The 14,667-nt window shown below is 61.3% G+C and carries 13 protein-coding genes and 1 pseudogene; 1 reads left to right on the top strand and 13 read right to left on the bottom strand.

Going from position 1 to position 14,667, the window contains the following annotated elements; translation table 11 throughout:
- The 12 genes from HMPREF0178_RS22915 to HMPREF0178_RS13720 form a co-directional block, all read right to left on the bottom strand.
- Nucleotides 1–179, bottom strand: a 179-nt coding sequence (locus HMPREF0178_RS22915; RefSeq protein ID WP_009368649.1) for an ATP-grasp domain-containing protein, incomplete at its 3' end; no start/stop codon positions are given.
- 253 nt (nt 180–432) lie between these two features.
- Entirely contained in the window at nt 433–990 is a 558-nt protein-coding gene (locus HMPREF0178_RS13780; protein ID WP_009368648.1) for a 2-oxoacid:acceptor oxidoreductase family protein, read from the bottom strand.
- A gap of 3 nt (nt 991–993) precedes the next feature.
- A complete protein-coding gene (locus HMPREF0178_RS13775) occupies nt 994–1,794 on the bottom strand; it encodes a 2-oxoacid:ferredoxin oxidoreductase subunit beta (RefSeq protein WP_005024602.1) in 801 nt (266 codons plus the stop codon).
- 1 nt (nt 1,795) lies between these two features.
- Nucleotides 1,796–2,950, bottom strand: a complete 1,155-nt coding sequence (locus tag HMPREF0178_RS13770; RefSeq protein ID WP_005024603.1) for a 2-oxoacid:acceptor oxidoreductase subunit alpha — start codon at nt 2,948–2,950, stop codon at nt 1,796–1,798.
- Nucleotides 2,947–3,159, bottom strand: coding sequence for an ATP-binding protein (locus HMPREF0178_RS13765; protein WP_005024604.1), 213 nt, complete (start codon nt 3,157–3,159; stop codon nt 2,947–2,949). Before HMPREF0178_RS13765 ends, HMPREF0178_RS13770 begins: the two co-directional genes overlap by 4 nt.
- A 1,673-nt stretch (nt 3,160–4,832) precedes the next feature.
- Nucleotides 4,833–6,113 carry a DUF362 domain-containing protein gene (locus HMPREF0178_RS13750; RefSeq protein WP_009368645.1) on the bottom strand — a complete coding sequence of 427 codons (1,281 nt, stop codon included), beginning with the start codon at nt 6,111–6,113 and terminating at the stop codon, nt 4,833–4,835.
- A gap of 135 nt (nt 6,114–6,248) precedes the next feature.
- Nucleotides 6,249–7,376, bottom strand: a complete 1,128-nt coding sequence (locus tag HMPREF0178_RS13745) for a (Fe-S)-binding protein (RefSeq protein ID WP_009368644.1) — start codon at nt 7,374–7,376, stop codon at nt 6,249–6,251.
- Between the two features lie 196 nt (nt 7,377–7,572).
- Entirely contained in the window at nt 7,573–8,949 is a 1,377-nt protein-coding gene (locus HMPREF0178_RS13740) for an FAD-binding oxidoreductase (RefSeq protein WP_009368643.1), read from the bottom strand.
- Between the two features lie 871 nt (nt 8,950–9,820).
- Complete coding sequence (locus HMPREF0178_RS13735) at nt 9,821–10,273, bottom strand: methylglyoxal synthase (protein ID WP_009368642.1); 453 nt, start codon at nt 10,271–10,273, stop codon at nt 9,821–9,823.
- A 136-nt stretch (nt 10,274–10,409) separates the two neighbouring features.
- Nucleotides 10,410–10,970 carry an RraA family protein gene (locus tag HMPREF0178_RS13730; protein ID WP_198134988.1) on the bottom strand — a complete coding sequence of 187 codons (561 nt, stop codon included), beginning with the start codon at nt 10,968–10,970 and terminating at the stop codon, nt 10,410–10,412.
- A gap of 353 nt (nt 10,971–11,323) precedes the next feature.
- Complete coding sequence (locus HMPREF0178_RS13725; RefSeq protein ID WP_009368640.1) at nt 11,324–12,322, bottom strand: Ldh family oxidoreductase; 999 nt, start codon at nt 12,320–12,322, stop codon at nt 11,324–11,326.
- On the bottom strand, nt 12,319–13,248 hold the full coding sequence (locus tag HMPREF0178_RS13720; RefSeq protein WP_009368639.1) for a hydroxyacid dehydrogenase: 930 nt from the start codon (nt 13,246–13,248) through the stop codon (nt 12,319–12,321). The genes HMPREF0178_RS13725 and HMPREF0178_RS13720 overlap by 4 nt, the downstream gene beginning before the upstream one ends.
- 104 nt (nt 13,249–13,352) lie before the next feature.
- Between HMPREF0178_RS13720 and HMPREF0178_RS13715 the strand changes: the two genes are divergently transcribed.
- A complete protein-coding gene (locus HMPREF0178_RS13715) occupies nt 13,353–14,081 on the top strand; it encodes a GntR family transcriptional regulator (protein ID WP_005024613.1) in 729 nt (242 codons plus the stop codon).
- A gap of 116 nt (nt 14,082–14,197) precedes the next feature.
- Here HMPREF0178_RS13715 and HMPREF0178_RS13710 read toward each other — a convergent pair.
- Nucleotides 14,198–14,667, bottom strand: a pseudogene (locus HMPREF0178_RS13710) (UxaA family hydrolase); the annotation flags it as partial.

Below are 14,667 nucleotides of genomic sequence, written 5' to 3'. Positions count from 1 at the left end.
ACGCCGCCAACCTTGCCCCTGCCCCCGGCATGGATCTGCGCTTTGACCACCCATACCGGGCCGGGCAGATCCCGTGCGGCCTGCTCCGCTTCTCCGGGCGTGGCGGCAAGCCGTCCCTCCGGCGTGGGTACCCCGTATGCGCTCAAGAGCCTTTTCGCCTGATATTCGTGGATATGCATGGAAGTGCCCCCTGTTATGAATGGTGCCCCGTCCCTTTGTTTATCCTTTTTCCGTACGCACAGGCGCCGCTCAAAGCGCCGACAGCCCGGATCATGGGCAACCCGCCCCCACGGTGGACCGACAGGTGCCTTTGCAGCAAAACGCGCCCATTGGGGCCGCCAAAACCTTGCGGCAAGGAAGGTGCCCCTTCCGCCCGCCCGTGCATAAGAGGCGGGAGACGTCAGGGGCAAACGCCTCCGTGCGGGTACCGCATCAATCGCTCAACGGTTCCGCAAGCTCGACGCCAAGATGCAGGGCCCGCAAATTGTCCTCGTGGTGTGCCGCCGGGAAACGTTCCGCCAGCACCATCTCGATCGAGCCGATGCGCACCGCTCCGGTCAGCGTCACGAGCGCTCCGAGCACGACCACGTTGTACGAAACCGCCGAACCGAGGCGTTCCCTGACCGCGCCCCAGAGCGGCAGGCCCTTGAACTGCGCCTCCACCTTGCGGCCCGGATGCACGAGCTCGGTATCATAGATGCACAGCCCGCCGGGGCGGATCAGCGGCAGGTACTTGGCGCAGGCCGCATCGGTGAGCGCTACGAGGATGTTCGGCTGCTCCACCTTGGGGTAATAGATAGCCTTGTGCGACAGGATCACGTCCGAACGCGTGGCCCCGCCGCGCGCTTCAGGCCCGTAGGATTGTGATTGCACGGCAACGAGGCCTTCATATTTCACAGCGGCTTCGGCCAGCAGGATCGCCATGGTGATCACGCCCTGGCCGCCGGAACCGGACAACAGGAAACGGGAGACTGCATACGCTTTTTCCATGACTCACTCCTGATGCTGGCTGGCGATGATCGAGGCATAGCGGGCGCAGTATTCGGGCTGATCCTCATCCGTAAAAATGCCGCGCGGTACCAGCGTGGGGTTTTCCGCCAACTTCGGGGAGCCCACCGGAGCCGTATGGTCGCGGTACCGCTCCATCATCCGTACGGCGTCGCCGAGCTTGTTCTTGCGCCCGAAGTACGTGGGACACTGGCTCAGCACCTCCACGACAGCGAAGCCCTCATGCTGGAGCGCCTTCTTGAAGATCGAGATCATCTCGCGCATGTGGTAGGTGGTCGTCCGCGCCACGAAGGTCGCCCCAGCGCCGAGGGCCAGCCGCACGGTGTCGAACTCGCGGTCGATGTTGCCGTAAGGCGCCGTCGTCGCGGACACCCCGATCCCGGAGAGCGGCGAGTACTGCCCTCCGGTCATGCCGTAGATGCGGTTGTTCATGACGATCGCGGTGAGCTTGATATTGCGCCGCGCCGCGTGGATGAAATGGTTGCCCCCGATGGCCAGCGCGTCGCCGTCGCCCATCGGTACGATGACGTGCAGATCGGGCCGCGACATCTTGATGCCCGTGGCGAAGGCCAGCGCCCTCCCGTGCAGCGTGTGCATGGTGTGGAAGTCCACGTACCCCGCGATGCGGGCCGAACAGCCGATGCCGGACACCATGACGAGGGACGAGGGATCATAGCCCAGATCGTCCACGCTGTGCAGCATGGCGTTGAGCACGTGCCCGTGGCCGCAGCCGGGGCACCACAAGTGCGGAAAGAAGCGTTCCCGGATCAACGAGCGGATGGCCATATCAGAACCCCCTTCCTTCGATCACGCGCATGACCTTGCCGATGTCGGTGGGCGTGATGAGCTGCCCGTCCACCCGGTTGACGAGGAACACCCTATCCGGCTTCCAGGCCGCCTGCCTGACCTGCGCCATAATGTGCCCCATGTTCATTTCCACCACGTAGACGTTGCGCGCCCCCTCGGTGCGGTCGCGCACGAGTTCCGCCGGGAACGGCCAGAGGGTCTGCAATTCCAGCAGGCCCGCCCGGATACCCTTCCCGCGCAGCGTATGCACAAGGTGCAGGGCACTGCGGGCCGCGCTGCCGTAGGAGACGAACACCTGCTGCGCATCGTCGAGGAAGTATTCCTTCCAGCGGGCGATCTCGGCGGCCTTGGCCTCGATCTTGTCCACAAGGTGATAGAGGAGCTTGTTGACGGCCTCGGGCTGTTCCGTGGGAAAACCCCAGATGTCATGGTAGAGGCCGGTCACATTGTAGCGGTGCACCCCGCCGAAGTCGGACATGGGGAGCCGGCCGTCCTCACGGGGCAGGTACGGGTAATAGTTGACCCCGGCCTTCACCGAGGTGCGGAGCCGCTCCACCACGGGCAGTTCGCCGGGTTCCGGCATATCGAGGCGCTCGCGCATGTGGCCCACCACCTCGTCGAACAGCAGGATCACCGGGGTGCGGTAGGTTTCCGCCATGTTGAAGCCTTCCACCGTCATGGCAAAGACGTCCTGCACCGAAGAAGCGGTCAGCACGATGATCGCATGGTCGCCGTGCACCCCCCACCGGGCCTGATTCACGTCGCCCTGCGCCACCTTCGTGGGCAGGCCTGTGGACGGCCCGCCGCGCTGCACGCTGGTCACCACACAGGGGATTTCCCCCATGATCGCGTAGCCGAGGGCCTCCTGCATGAGCGAAAAACCGGGGCCGCTGGTCGCAGTCATGGCCTTGTCCCCAGCCACCGACGCCGCGCACACGGCGCACAATGAGGAAATCTCGTCCTCCATCTGAATGAACCTGCCGCCCACATGCGGCAGCTCCTCGGACAGCAGTTCCGCCACCTCTGTGGACGGGGTGATCGGATACCCCGCGAAAAAACGCAGCCCCGCATAGAGTGCCCCACGCACGCAGGCTTCGTTGCCCTGAGTAAACAGAATGCCCTTTTCGCCGTTCATGCGCCCTCCCCGGATTCGCCCGGTCCGTCTTCCCCAAGGCACTCCACCGCCAAGTCCGGGCAATACAACTCGCACAGGCCGCAGCCCACGCACAGCGCGGGGGCATATTCAGGTTTCCCGTCCCCGTCCAGCGAAAGCGCACCCGAACGGCAGAACGCCACGCACACCCCACAGCCTTTGCACCATTGCAGATTGATGAGGACTTTCATACGCCTACCCCTTGGGACGCCCTCCGGCATCCCGCCGTTGCAGATCCCGTACCCCCTGACAGCGCCCCCCCGGAACCGCCGCCGCACTGAACCGACTCGAATCTTTCCGACCGCAGGCCGCGCATTCCCAACCGTCGGCTCCGGCGGAACACCTACCGGGGAACAGGCTTCATCCGCTGGATTCGCCACCCCCCGCCATATCTTGTGTTTTTGCCCATGATACACAGGAGTTGCATCATCATTAGCCGGGACTTGCGCACGGCCCTTCCCCGTTGCGGCAAATCCAGCAAGCGCAACTGTTCCGCTCCGAACAGGACGGCGGAAACCCCTCTATGAGGACGGGAGGCCCCGCCTCCGCCGACTCTGCCCATAACGGTACGGAATCCGCCCCGCTTCCCGTTCGCCTGACGGAAAACGGCCTGACAACCGGCACGGGGAAAAGGAAAGGCTCCAAAGGGATTCGCAGGCATGGGGGGACTCCCCATCACGGAGACAAGCCGCCATGCGGTACGGGCACAGAAACGATGCGGGGATTCCGGTACAGCTCAAGGTATCTGGCGAAACCGCCGAGACAAGCCTCCTTCGGAAGGGGCGGCCTTGGAACCTTTTCCGGCCCTGCTCCGGGTTCTCGCAAGAAAACGGAACAGGAGCACATACCTTATATCGTATATATCGCTTTGGGAGGGCGATTCTTTTGCTGAATCGAGTAAAAATACTGAAAAAGAGGTATTATGAAGCGGAAAAAGAGGAAATTTCACCCTATACTGAGGTGAAACGAAGAGTAGAGAAGTGATTTCAGGCCAGTAAGAGTTCTCCCTATGGCCTTACAACGGAGCATTAAGCCATACGTAGCACAAAATCAGACTACGTCAACGCCTTTTTGAATATGTCTCTATATTCACAATGATCATCCCAAAAGCCGGGAACGTCGTTGCATGACATCACACGGAACGGGGGAGGGGCCGCGCGGATTCGAAGCCGTACAGGAACCCGTTTCTGCGCCGCCAAAGCCATCGGAGAGGGCCGCCTGTCGCGCCACCCCGCAAGGCTCCGTATCCGCACAGCGCCAGTATCCCAAAACCGGGCATGGTTTTGCTCCTCAGTCCATAAATATGCGACAGGGCGCATCCCTTGCTCGCTTTCCGCTATGGCGCTTATGGAGGAAAATAAGCAACTGGGAAAAATACCACTACCGAACAGGCACAGTTTTCCAGAACGGGGCACCCTGTGAAACACAGCATCCACTCAGCCTTGTTTCCGTCGAACCCTTCTTTTCCGGCAAGACGGAGCCCTTCCGTCATTATCGACAACACGCTGGACACGACCTCGGCAGATCTAACCATCAGGGTTTGTCGCAGACATCCTGCCTGAGCGGTTTTCCTGACTTTATCCCCATCCATGGCACGTGTGGCGAGCCCCCCGATCCGTCCTGATCCCGCTGTACGGATCGAAGTACGGAGCCCCTAGCCCCCTTGATCCGGCCCGCACATGCGGGCAAATGCCCACCCCGTCCAACCGTTCGGATGAATCCGCCACAAGACGCAACCGCAGGACTCAATCCACCGGAAATGCTATGCTATCACCAAGGGCTCCACCATAAAACCCTATCTATCTCCGGCGACGTGGCCACATCCAGCCGATGACTCCGGGATTTAGGAATATTGCCATCATCTTCAGCTCGTGCGGGGCAGGCCAATGCGCGAGGTCAGGTTTCCCTGCGCGTCGAAGGCCAGTTCCCGCAACGGCCCAAGTACTTCGAAACGTCCGGTATCGGCCAGCTCCGGCAGGATGGCTTCGGATACATAACAATCCGCAAGGTACAAGGTATTAGGGATCAAGATCAGCCGCGTTTCGGTGAGCGGGACGCTTCGCAGGCAAAACATCATGGTTTCCAGCGTTTCCCGATCCGTATCGAACCACAGGGGCGTGAACGCGCGGGTGACGAACGTAGTGGTGAGGTTATTCAAATACGTGGCCTTACGGTCGATCTTGTCCACCAGCCTGCGGGTCACGAAGTCCACAAGGCCCACGCCCGTAGCGTTGCCGTGCGAGGCTTCCGAAAGGTCCAGTACCGAAACGTACCGGATGCGCGGGCTTTCCATTTCCGGTTCGCCCGTAATGCGCAGCCGTCCGATGATATTGGTGTCGACTCCGGTTCCACTGAAATTCTTCCCCATTTCCTCCACGATGAGGCCGTGCAGCCTGTCCGTGGGCAGGGCGGGCATGAGCGACTTCGACCACGCCAGCAGCCGGATTTCTTCCTCGATGAGCGCCTCGGCGGGAATCGCCTTGATGCGCGCGGTTTCCTCATAAGCGTTTTCGACGATGGCCACCCCGCCAAGCACGGGCATCTTGCCGAGGATCACCTTGGTGACCTCCACCAGAAGGCGGGCAAGTTCGGCCTGCCCAAGGCTGTGGAACTGCCCTGCCCCGCCCGGTCCGCCAAGGCCCACCACGAGCTTCTTGCACAGCCCGCTCTCCACGCAGCCCTTGAACGACGTGTGCGTTTTCACCCGGTTGATGGGGATGATGGCGTCCACACCGAATGCCGACTCCAGCATGTACGCCACAAGTCCGCCGGGCGTTTCCCCAATGGCGCGGGTCACATCACAGGTGATGACCGGCGCGCCGAGGCGTTCCTCCATGATACCGAGGCTATCCAGCACGTCCTTTTGTCCCTGACGGGTACCGCCGCCGTGGCTGCCCATCGCCGCCAGAAGCACCGGGGACGCGCCGCAGCCGCGCACAGCTTGAACGGCGACTTCCAGCATGGTCAGGATGTTCTGGATTCCCCGGCTGCCCACGGTCAGCCCCACCGTCATACCTGGCCTGATCCGGGGCGTGAGCACCTGCATCTGTTCGCGCATTTCCACTGCTACATCGTCAACACGCGGACGGGCGAAGGTCTGCCGGATACGCGCCATCTTGGGCAATGGGCATCGGGTTTCTGTCATAGGGGCCTCGCTTCTTTGGGGTAGAACACCCCATTGAGGGAGAAAGCGCCTTCCCGCCGGATGTAGTTTCAGCGGCGTTTCCCCAATGGGGGAAGGGGCTGTGCCATATATCAAAAAACAAATAAAAATAGTGTATTATACTGAAATATCCACCACATCGAGCCAATGGCGTACGGTCACGCCGGAAGGGGCTGCGGAAGCCAGTTGCAGCGTACAGCCGCTGCATCCGGTGATGATATGACGGCAGTCCGCGAAGCCTTCCACGCACCGGCGGCCAATGGCGGCGGACACGTCAGCGTCGGTCATCTTGAGGATACCGCCCATGCCGCAGCACAGTCCCGTACCTTTCATGATAAGGGGGAACGCCTGCCTGAGGAACGGCAAATCAGGGTCGTCCTCACCCCAGTGACAGGGTTGATGGTAGCCAATACGGGCCGGAGCGTCGGGCACGGTCTCAAAGACAGGTGCCGTCAGGAGAGCTGAAAGGCCCCGTACCTGCGGTTTCCACAGCGCGGCCTCTTCGGGTTCCATGCCGCCCTCTTCGGCATAGGCGTCAAGACCGTGTTTGCACGAGGCGCAAAACGCGGCTATGACTGGGCGGCCCATATCCCGCCAGCGTTCGATGTTCCGCCGCCGGACTTCGGCCTGTGCCGCAAACAGCCCCGCATGGTGGAGCGTGCCGCCGCAGCAGGTGAATCCGCCGCCGTCGAGAACCACATAGCCCCAGCGCCGCAACAGCGTCTCAGCCCGCGCAATCCAATCGGGGCGGGCGTTGCGCGCCGTACATCCGGCGAACACAGCCACGGGCGTCCCCACCCCCACCTGCACGGCGGGCTTGATCCGCACCCACGGCGCGGCGGGCTCCTGTGGCAACAGGGCGCGGGCGGTTTCCAACGACGAACCGCCCGGCAGGAAAGGCAACGAGGCGATGCGTCCGGCAAGCGGCCAGAGCGGGCCAACCCGCCGAATCCAGATATCCCAGACAAACTGGGTCCAATGGGGATGCTGCGAACGCAAATCAGCCAGCAGCTCGCTGGTGGAGAGCTTGCGGGCACACCGGCGGGCGCACCGTCCGCAGCCCGCGCACAGCCGGGAAAGCCTGCGGATCGTCTTCCAGGGCAGGGGCGTCTCGCCCGCCCCCCAGCCGTCCAGCGGTTCCATGAGCAGACGTTTTCCCTTTGGGGAGTATTCCTCCCGGCGGTAAAGGGCGAAGATCGGACAGACATCCAGACAATCGCCGCACTGTGTACATCCCCGCTTCATAGGCAATCCTCCGGAACGGTGCGCTCCGTGCTGAATCGAAACATGTTACCCCATCCCACGCGGGGCCTGCCCGCAAGGAAAACAAATCCCCTTCCGGTGCTTCACGGCCAGAACGTACCGCTGCATTACTGCGGACTGTCTAGGGATGCCCGCCCCGCATCCTTTCCGCTGCGGAACCCCTACTGTCGGTACTGCCTCAGTAGCCCTTGCCGGGATTGAGGATTCCTTGGGGATCGAACAGGCGGCGGACCGCACGCATAGCTTCAAGCTCGTCAGCGCCGAGCTGCTTGCCCACATCCTTGAGGCAGCCGCCTCCGTGCTCACCGGAAAGGCTCCCGCCGAATTCGAGCGCTGCGTCATCGAGCTCGTGATGGGCCGCCGCCGTGCGCCGCGCGTCGTCGGGGTCGGACGCGTCGTAATGCAGGTTGGCGTGGATATTGCCGTCTCCGGCGTGCCCAAAACCGATGAGGCGCTTGCCGTGACTGGCGGCGATAGCCTCGAAACGACGCACGGCCTTGAGGAGCGAACCGCGCGGCACGGCCATATCCCCGCCAATGCGATCCGGGCCGAGCACATAGGCTGAGGAGCTGACCCGGCGACGAAATGCCCAGAGCCGATCTTCCTCTTCCTTTCCGACGCCCTGCATACTCCAAAGCGCGTCGTCAAGCTGTGCGGCGAGGCGGGCGTTTTCCAGCGGCACCGTCTCCCGGCTGCCGTCCATCTGGAAGAGCAGCAGCGATCTGACCGTATCCGGCCACGGCACGTCGCCGGTTCTGGACAGGATTTCCAGTACGGTTTCGTTCATGAATTCCACGGCACAGGGCAGGATGCCCGCGGCGAAGACCTTGCTCATGGAGGAAAGCGCCGCGTCGAGCGAGAGGTAGCCGACAAGGACCGACGCCGAGGATTCGGGCTTGGGAAGGAGTTTCAAATACAGCTTGGTGACAATGCCGAGCGTGCCCTCGCTGCCCACGAACATACGGGAGATATCCAGCCCGATCACGTCCTTGTGGGTCCGCCCGCCGAGTTTGAGCAGCTTCCCGCCGGGGAGGACGGCCTCCATGCCGAGCACGTAGTCCCGCGTGACCCCGTACTTGACCGCGCGGAGGCCCCCGGCGCAGGTCATCACGTTACCACCCACGGACGTGGCCTTACCACTGGCGGGATCGGGCGGGTAAAACAACCCCTTTTGTTCGCAGGCCTGCTGAAAGGCCAGCGTGTTGACGCCCGGCTCGATGACCGCCACAAAATCTTCACTGGAAATATCAAGGATGCGATCCATGCCGAGCATGGACACAACCACCCCCGCCCTGGTGGGCACGCACCCCCCGGAAAGGCTGGTTCCCCGCCCGCGTGGATGGATAGGGATGCGTTCGACCTCGGCCCAGCGCATCAGTTCCCGCACCTGTTCGACCGTACGGGGGCGCACCATCGCCAGCACGGGGCCTCTCCTGAGGCTGGCGTCCGACGCGTATACACGCAGCGCGTCTTCCTCGAACGCCGCGTCATCCTTGAAAAGCGCTTCGAGAAAAGAACGCTGTTCCGGCGTGAGGGCCGGTTTTGCTGCATTCATTGCCTGCTCCTTGTCGGCGTGCGCCGGAAAAATCGGTAACCTGGCCCCGGTGGGCGCGGCGTGCTCCGTCACGGGGACAATGGGAATTGCATGGGGTTGCCACACTACATAGGACGTTCCCCACCGTCTGGGCAAGCGCCCTTTTCCGCAACACCGCCAGCGGAGAGAAAGCAAATATCCACGAAAAGTATTTTTATGGCAATATATTGTAGTTTAAAGGGGAGGGAGAAAAGGCCTCTGGATCCGATCGGAACACGGGCGCTCGGGGTAAACTGGGCACGGAACGTACTGAAAAAAATTTTTCTTCCATTACAACCGATAAAAGACAATTGAATGCTCCGGGACGTTGCCCCAACAATGAACAAGGTATCCCATTAGGATGGGGTCGGTACAGGGCGGACATGAGGGGAACATTTCGGTCGAGGGCCATGCGTTACTGTATTGTTGCGGTTTGGGTTAGGTTCGGCTTGAGAGCTATGGATAAAAAGTAACATAATATTTATGATTATGAGATAAAAATAAAACAGTGATGTTCTACAATTCTTTTTTCGTTGAATATTCATAAGTTAATGAATCATACAGTCCGCAAAGGCAGAATGTTGGAAGCCCCCCCAAGAGAAGATTCCGGCATTGGAATGGAATGACCGTAAACACCAGTCCGTTAAAGCGTAAACAATGGCCATAGCGAGGAGCCGTGCCCACGGATGGCTTTTTACTAGTACCGAACGGGGACCACAGAGGGAAAAGGGCACACCGGAAGCCTCCGCTCTACCCTGTTACTCGCAAAAAAGGAGACGCCTCACAGGGAAAGCCCTCTGAGACGCCTTACGGGAAGCCCGGCGGCCCGCGCCGTTCCGGGGAAAGGTCAGCGCTAGCTGAGCGAACGTTCGGTATACTCGGAAAAATCGTATGTCGATTGAGGATGTTCCTGCAAGAAGGCCGGCGACGAGACAAGGCAGTTTGCTGTGGCGACATTACAAGCTGTAGGGATATTGTACAGATTGGAAATGCGCAGCAGGGCCTTAACGTCCACGTCATGCGGCTGGGCCAGCATGGGGTCCCAGAAAAAGATCAGGGCGTCGATCTTGCCTTCCGCGATACGGGAACCCATCTGCTGATCGCCCCCGAGCGGACCGGATTTCAGGCACTCCACGGGTGTCGACGGGCTCTCGTCGCCAAGCAGCTCGCGCAACGCCGCGTCTATAAGGCGCCCCGTGGTCCCCGTGCAGGTCAGGCGATGGCCTTTCAGTTCGTTGACATGCTCCCGCGCCCACCGGACCAAATCCTTTTTGCAGTTGTCGTGCGCCACCAGCGCGATATTCATGAAAGCTCCTTTGGAAAAGAAGATAGCAAAGAACGACGCCCTCCCCCCTGCCTGTTCCGAAACGGCGCGGGCGTTCCTGCAAAAGGATACGAGAGGCGCGGACGGAGTCAAGAAAAAGGTTTTCCGTGGTGCCCGGCTACCGCCACAGGCCCTCGACAATCTCACAGCCCTTCCGTTCCAGCGCGCCGTCTACCCAGCCACGATCAAAAAGCCCCCGGCGGGCATTCTCGGTCTTCGCCAGATCCCGCTCATGGGATTGCCGCGCCGCGTCGTACAGACTGGCCGCATCTCCCGACGGGATGACGATGACGCCGTCGCGGTCGCCGAGGATGATGTCCCCGGGCTCCACACTCTGGCCGCAGCACACGACGGGGACGTTGATTTCGCCCGGGCCTTCGCGGTATGGTCCGCCCGGCGTAAATCCCGAGGCATACACGGGCAGCGGAAAACCGCGCAGGCAATCCGCATCCCGGATCGGGCCGTCGACTACAATCCCGGCGAGTTTTTTGGACGCGGCATACCGGAACATGAGTTCGCCCATAAGGGAACGCCCCGATTCCCCACCAGACACGATGAGCACGTCGCCCTCCTCCGCCATGTTGAGGGCTTTATGGATCATAAGGCTATCGCCGGGACGGGCCTTCACGGTCAAGGCCACACCCGACATGGTTCCGACCGGGTCCGAGAGCAGACGCACATCCGGTGCATGGCATCCGCGACCGGAGCCGTGGCGAACGCTCCATAGGCCCGGACCAATTCGGGAGCAGGCAGAGGACGTTGGGTAAAAATGCGAAAACCAACCGACATAAGAACCTCGGGATGGCGGAAGCACCGCTTCCGGTTGCAGCTATCAACGGAAAGGGCCGCACCGCTCGGGGGGAGAGAGCGGCACGGCCCGCCGGGAGAGGCTTTCGTGTATGGGACTCCAATTTCAACGTATCGTTTGAAGCCTCTCCACAAGGCTATCAAGAAAAAGGTAACCAGCAAGGATACCCTTTCCATCAATTTGTTCTGTTTTTTAAGAAAGGTTCCACCGAACTTCTGTCGGATTTAGGCACCCCCGGCCCTTTTTCGGAGATCGTTATACAGTACCTCTGGCAGGTTCACGCCTGAAATCCGGTTTCGTTCCCGCAGCGCGAAACGCCGTTCCCCGGGCAGACGTACGCCTTCTTGTCCGAGCAGGTGCCCGCACAAGACCTCAAGCCGTGCCGAAAAATCAGGATTCAACGGTTTCGGGTCCAGCAGGATGAACGTCTGTCCGATGCCGGGCGCACTTCCCGTGGGCTCAAAAAACGAGCTGGCTTCATAGGCGTGATTGGCACCCGTGAGCGTAGCGGAAAGGATTTCCACCATCAGGGCAAGGGCCGCCCCTTTGGCATCCCCGACGGGAATCATCGTTCCGCCCAGCGCCGCCACCGGGTCCGTGGTCGCCCGGCCCGCCGCATCCAGAGCCCAACCTTCGGGGATCGCCTCACCCCGCTGTTTCGCGCCCATGATCTTGCCCCGCGCCACTTTGCTCAGGGACATATCGATCACCAGCGGATGCTTCCCCTCCCTCGGACAGCCAAAGGCTAGCGGATTCGTCCCAAAGGACGCCTTTGATCCGTTCCACGGAGCCATCGCCGCCGGCGTGTTGGAAAAAATCAATGATATGAGCCCCGCTTCCGCGATCCGTTCCGCATACAGCCCAACCACGCCGCAATGGTGCGACCGGGTGACTCCCAATACGGACACGCCGTTGCGGCGCGCCAGAGGTATGGCCTTTTCCAGCCCCGCCAGAATGGCCGGAAAAGCGAACCCGTTTCCTGCATCCACCAGCACGGCCGCAGGAGCAGGCTGACGCACCAGCGGAATGGCCTGCGCTTTTACCTTGCCTGACAGAGCCTGATCCACATAAAAGGGAATGCGGGAGAACCCGTGTGAGGGGAGCCCATCCAGTTCGGCCCGCACCAGCGCCTCCACGACGCTGGCGGCGGACTCTTCGGGCACGCCCGCTTCCCTGAATACGGCCATGCCCAAATCCTGAAGCTGTTCGGGGGTCAAAATCATGCGGCACCTCTCAGGCATTCGGCAACCTTCCGTGCCACGACGGCGCTGACCCGGACGTTGGATTCACGGGTTACCCCGGCGATATGGGGGGTCAAGAGGCAATTGGGAACGTCCGCCAATGGCGAACCCGCCGGGAGCGGCTCCTTCTCAAAGACATCGACCATCGCCCCGGCGAGCCGACCTGAGCGGAGCGCATCCGCAAGGGCCGCTTCTTCCACAATGCCGCCCCGGGCCGTATTGATCAGCACTGCTCCCGGCTTCATGCGCGCCAGCCGTCCCGCGTCGAAAAGCTGGCGGGTATCAGGCGTAAGCGGTACATGCAGGCTCACGGCATCCGCTTCGGCAAGCAGAGTCTCCAGCGTCACCGGCTCCACGCCCAGCTTTTCCCAATCCGGTGCGTCCGCCGGCAAAAAAGGATCATAGGCCATGACCCGCATCCCACAGGTACGGGCGCGCAGCGCCACGTCCCGGGCGATCCCTCCGAATCCGACAAGACCGAGCACCTTGCCGGATATCTCGCCGCCCACCATACGTTCCCTGGGCCATGACCCGGCGGCGACAGCGAATGTCCCGCAATAGCAGCCTCGGGCGAGCATGAGCAGCCCGGCGAGCACATATTCGGCCACCGCCGTGTTGTTCGCGCCTGTGGCCGGAATAACCGCGATGCCCCGTTCCCGGCAGGCCTTGCAGTCAATATTGTCAAGGCCCACGCCAAGGCGGCCCACTGCGCGCAGACGTGCGCCTTCCAGAAGCGCGCCACGCACCTGCGTCCGATTGCGAACGATGAGCGCGCGGCACCCCGCTGCTGCGGCGGCCAGTTCCTCGGGCCTGTCCACGAGGGTTTTGTCATAAAGAACATCAAACGACGCCCTCAGATCGGCGACGGCGGCCTCATCCATGAACTCTGAAATAACGATTTCTGCCATGTCGTACTCCCGGCCCGCCCGCCTTCCGGGGAAAAAGCGTTCAAGCCATTTGATCTTCTATATTATATAAGATAAAAAGTACTGAAAGATTCTCCGGAGGAACCATGACCCCATCATCGAAACTCACATTCGCTCCACTGTACGAACAGGTGAAAAAGGCCATTCTCAACCGCATCATTGCCGGAGAATGGGGGCCGGGAAGCTTCCTGCCCAGTGAAATCGCGCTCGCTAAAGAATACGGAGTCAGCCAAGGAACGCTGCGCAAGGCCCTCAATGCGCTTACCCGCGAAAAACGGCTGGTCCGCTACCAGGGCAAGGGAACCGCTGTGGCCGTACTCGACGAAGACAGTTCCCTGTTCCCGTTCTTCCTTCTCAGCGACAGGAACGGAAAACGCGTCTACCCGCTTTCACAAATCTACGGCGTGCGGCTCGCCACGCCGTCGGACGCCGAACGGGCGGCTCTCGAGCTTGCTCCGGACGCCAAAGTCATCCACATCGACCGTGTACGTATGCTCAACGATTTCCCGGTCATCAACGAACGGGTCGCGCTACCGACCGCCCGTTTTCCCCATTTCAACTTCGAGTTCGATAAAGTGCCGAACACCCTCTACGAGCACTATCAAATCCATTTCGGCATCACCGTGGCCCACGCCACGGAACAGATCGAAGTCACCATGCCGGACAGCGGAGACCTCAAGCGGCTTAACATAGAGCGGAACCATCCGTTGCTGCTGGTGACCCGCACATCCTTTGACCTTCAGGACCGCCCCGTCGAATTTCGCATCAGCCGGATCAACACGGGCAACCACGTGTACCGCGCCGACCTGCGCTGAACGCGCCCCTTCCGTCCCTGAGCCCCCGAAGCGGGGTTTCGGAGATTCTTTAGACTGATATATTGAAGGCAGGAGGTTTCCCTCCCGCCTTCTTTTTTATAGGGATTCCAGCGATATTAGGCGCTTTCGTACAGACGGGTCATAACGAACTGGTTCTGCTTCAGAGCTTCGGCGGCGGTCATGCGACCGGCGATGGTCTGGAACATCATGTCGAGCAGCTTGTCGCCAGCCTGGTCGAGATTCATTTCGCGGCGCAGGATACCGGACACGTCCACGTCCATGTGTTCGGACATGGTACGGATGGTGCGCGGGTTGGCGGACAGTTTGATAACGGGCACGATCGGGTTGCCGATGATGTTGCCCTGCCCGGTGGGGAAGAAGTGCACCACGTAGCCGGCGGCGGCCACGAGGGTGATCATTTCGGCGGCGGCGGAGGAGGAGTCCATGAACCACAGGCCGGGGCCGGTAGGCGTCACGGCCTTGTCCAGCGTACCGATGACAGGCGCCTTTGTACCGATCTTCTGGATGTTGCCGAGGGCCTTTTCTTCGATGGTGGTCAAGCCGCCTTCGATGTTCCCTTGGTCGG

Origin of the sequence: Bilophila sp. 4_1_30 (assembly GCF_000224655.1) — a bacterium.
Taxonomy (GTDB): Bacteria; Desulfobacterota; Desulfovibrionia; order Desulfovibrionales; family Desulfovibrionaceae; genus Bilophila; species Bilophila wadsworthia.
The sequence above is the reverse complement of the archived record's forward strand: the minus strand, read 5'-3'. Positions and strand labels throughout refer to the sequence as shown.

Excerpts from the sequence above, each read along its gene's own strand:
- HMPREF0178_RS13725 (WP_009368640.1), bottom strand. The coding sequence starts at position 12,322 with ATGATTTTGACCCCCGAACAGCTTCAGGATTTGGGCATGGCCGTATTC.
- HMPREF0178_RS13745 (WP_009368644.1), bottom strand. The coding sequence starts at position 7,376 with ATGAAGCGGGGATGTACACAGTGCGGCGATTGTCTGGATGTCTGTCCG.
- HMPREF0178_RS13750 (WP_009368645.1), bottom strand. The coding sequence starts at position 6,113 with ATGACAGAAACCCGATGCCCATTGCCCAAGATGGCGCGTATCCGGCAG.
- HMPREF0178_RS13780 (WP_009368648.1), bottom strand. The coding sequence starts at position 990 with ATGGAAAAAGCGTATGCAGTCTCCCGTTTCCTGTTGTCCGGTTCCGGC.
- HMPREF0178_RS13715 (WP_005024613.1), top strand. The coding sequence starts at position 13,353 with ATGACCCCATCATCGAAACTCACATTCGCTCCACTGTACGAACAGGTG.
- HMPREF0178_RS13770 (WP_005024603.1), bottom strand. The coding sequence starts at position 2,950 with ATGAACGGCGAAAAGGGCATTCTGTTTACTCAGGGCAACGAAGCCTGC.
- HMPREF0178_RS13720 (WP_009368639.1), bottom strand. The coding sequence starts at position 13,248 with ATGGCAGAAATCGTTATTTCAGAGTTCATGGATGAGGCCGCCGTCGCC.
- HMPREF0178_RS13740 (WP_009368643.1), bottom strand. The coding sequence starts at position 8,949 with ATGAATGCAGCAAAACCGGCCCTCACGCCGGAACAGCGTTCTTTTCTC.
- HMPREF0178_RS13775 (WP_005024602.1), bottom strand. The coding sequence starts at position 1,794 with ATGGCCATCCGCTCGTTGATCCGGGAACGCTTCTTTCCGCACTTGTGG.
- HMPREF0178_RS13735 (WP_009368642.1), bottom strand. The coding sequence starts at position 10,273 with ATGAATATCGCGCTGGTGGCGCACGACAACTGCAAAAAGGATTTGGTC.
- HMPREF0178_RS13765 (WP_005024604.1), bottom strand. The coding sequence starts at position 3,159 with ATGAAAGTCCTCATCAATCTGCAATGGTGCAAAGGCTGTGGGGTGTGC.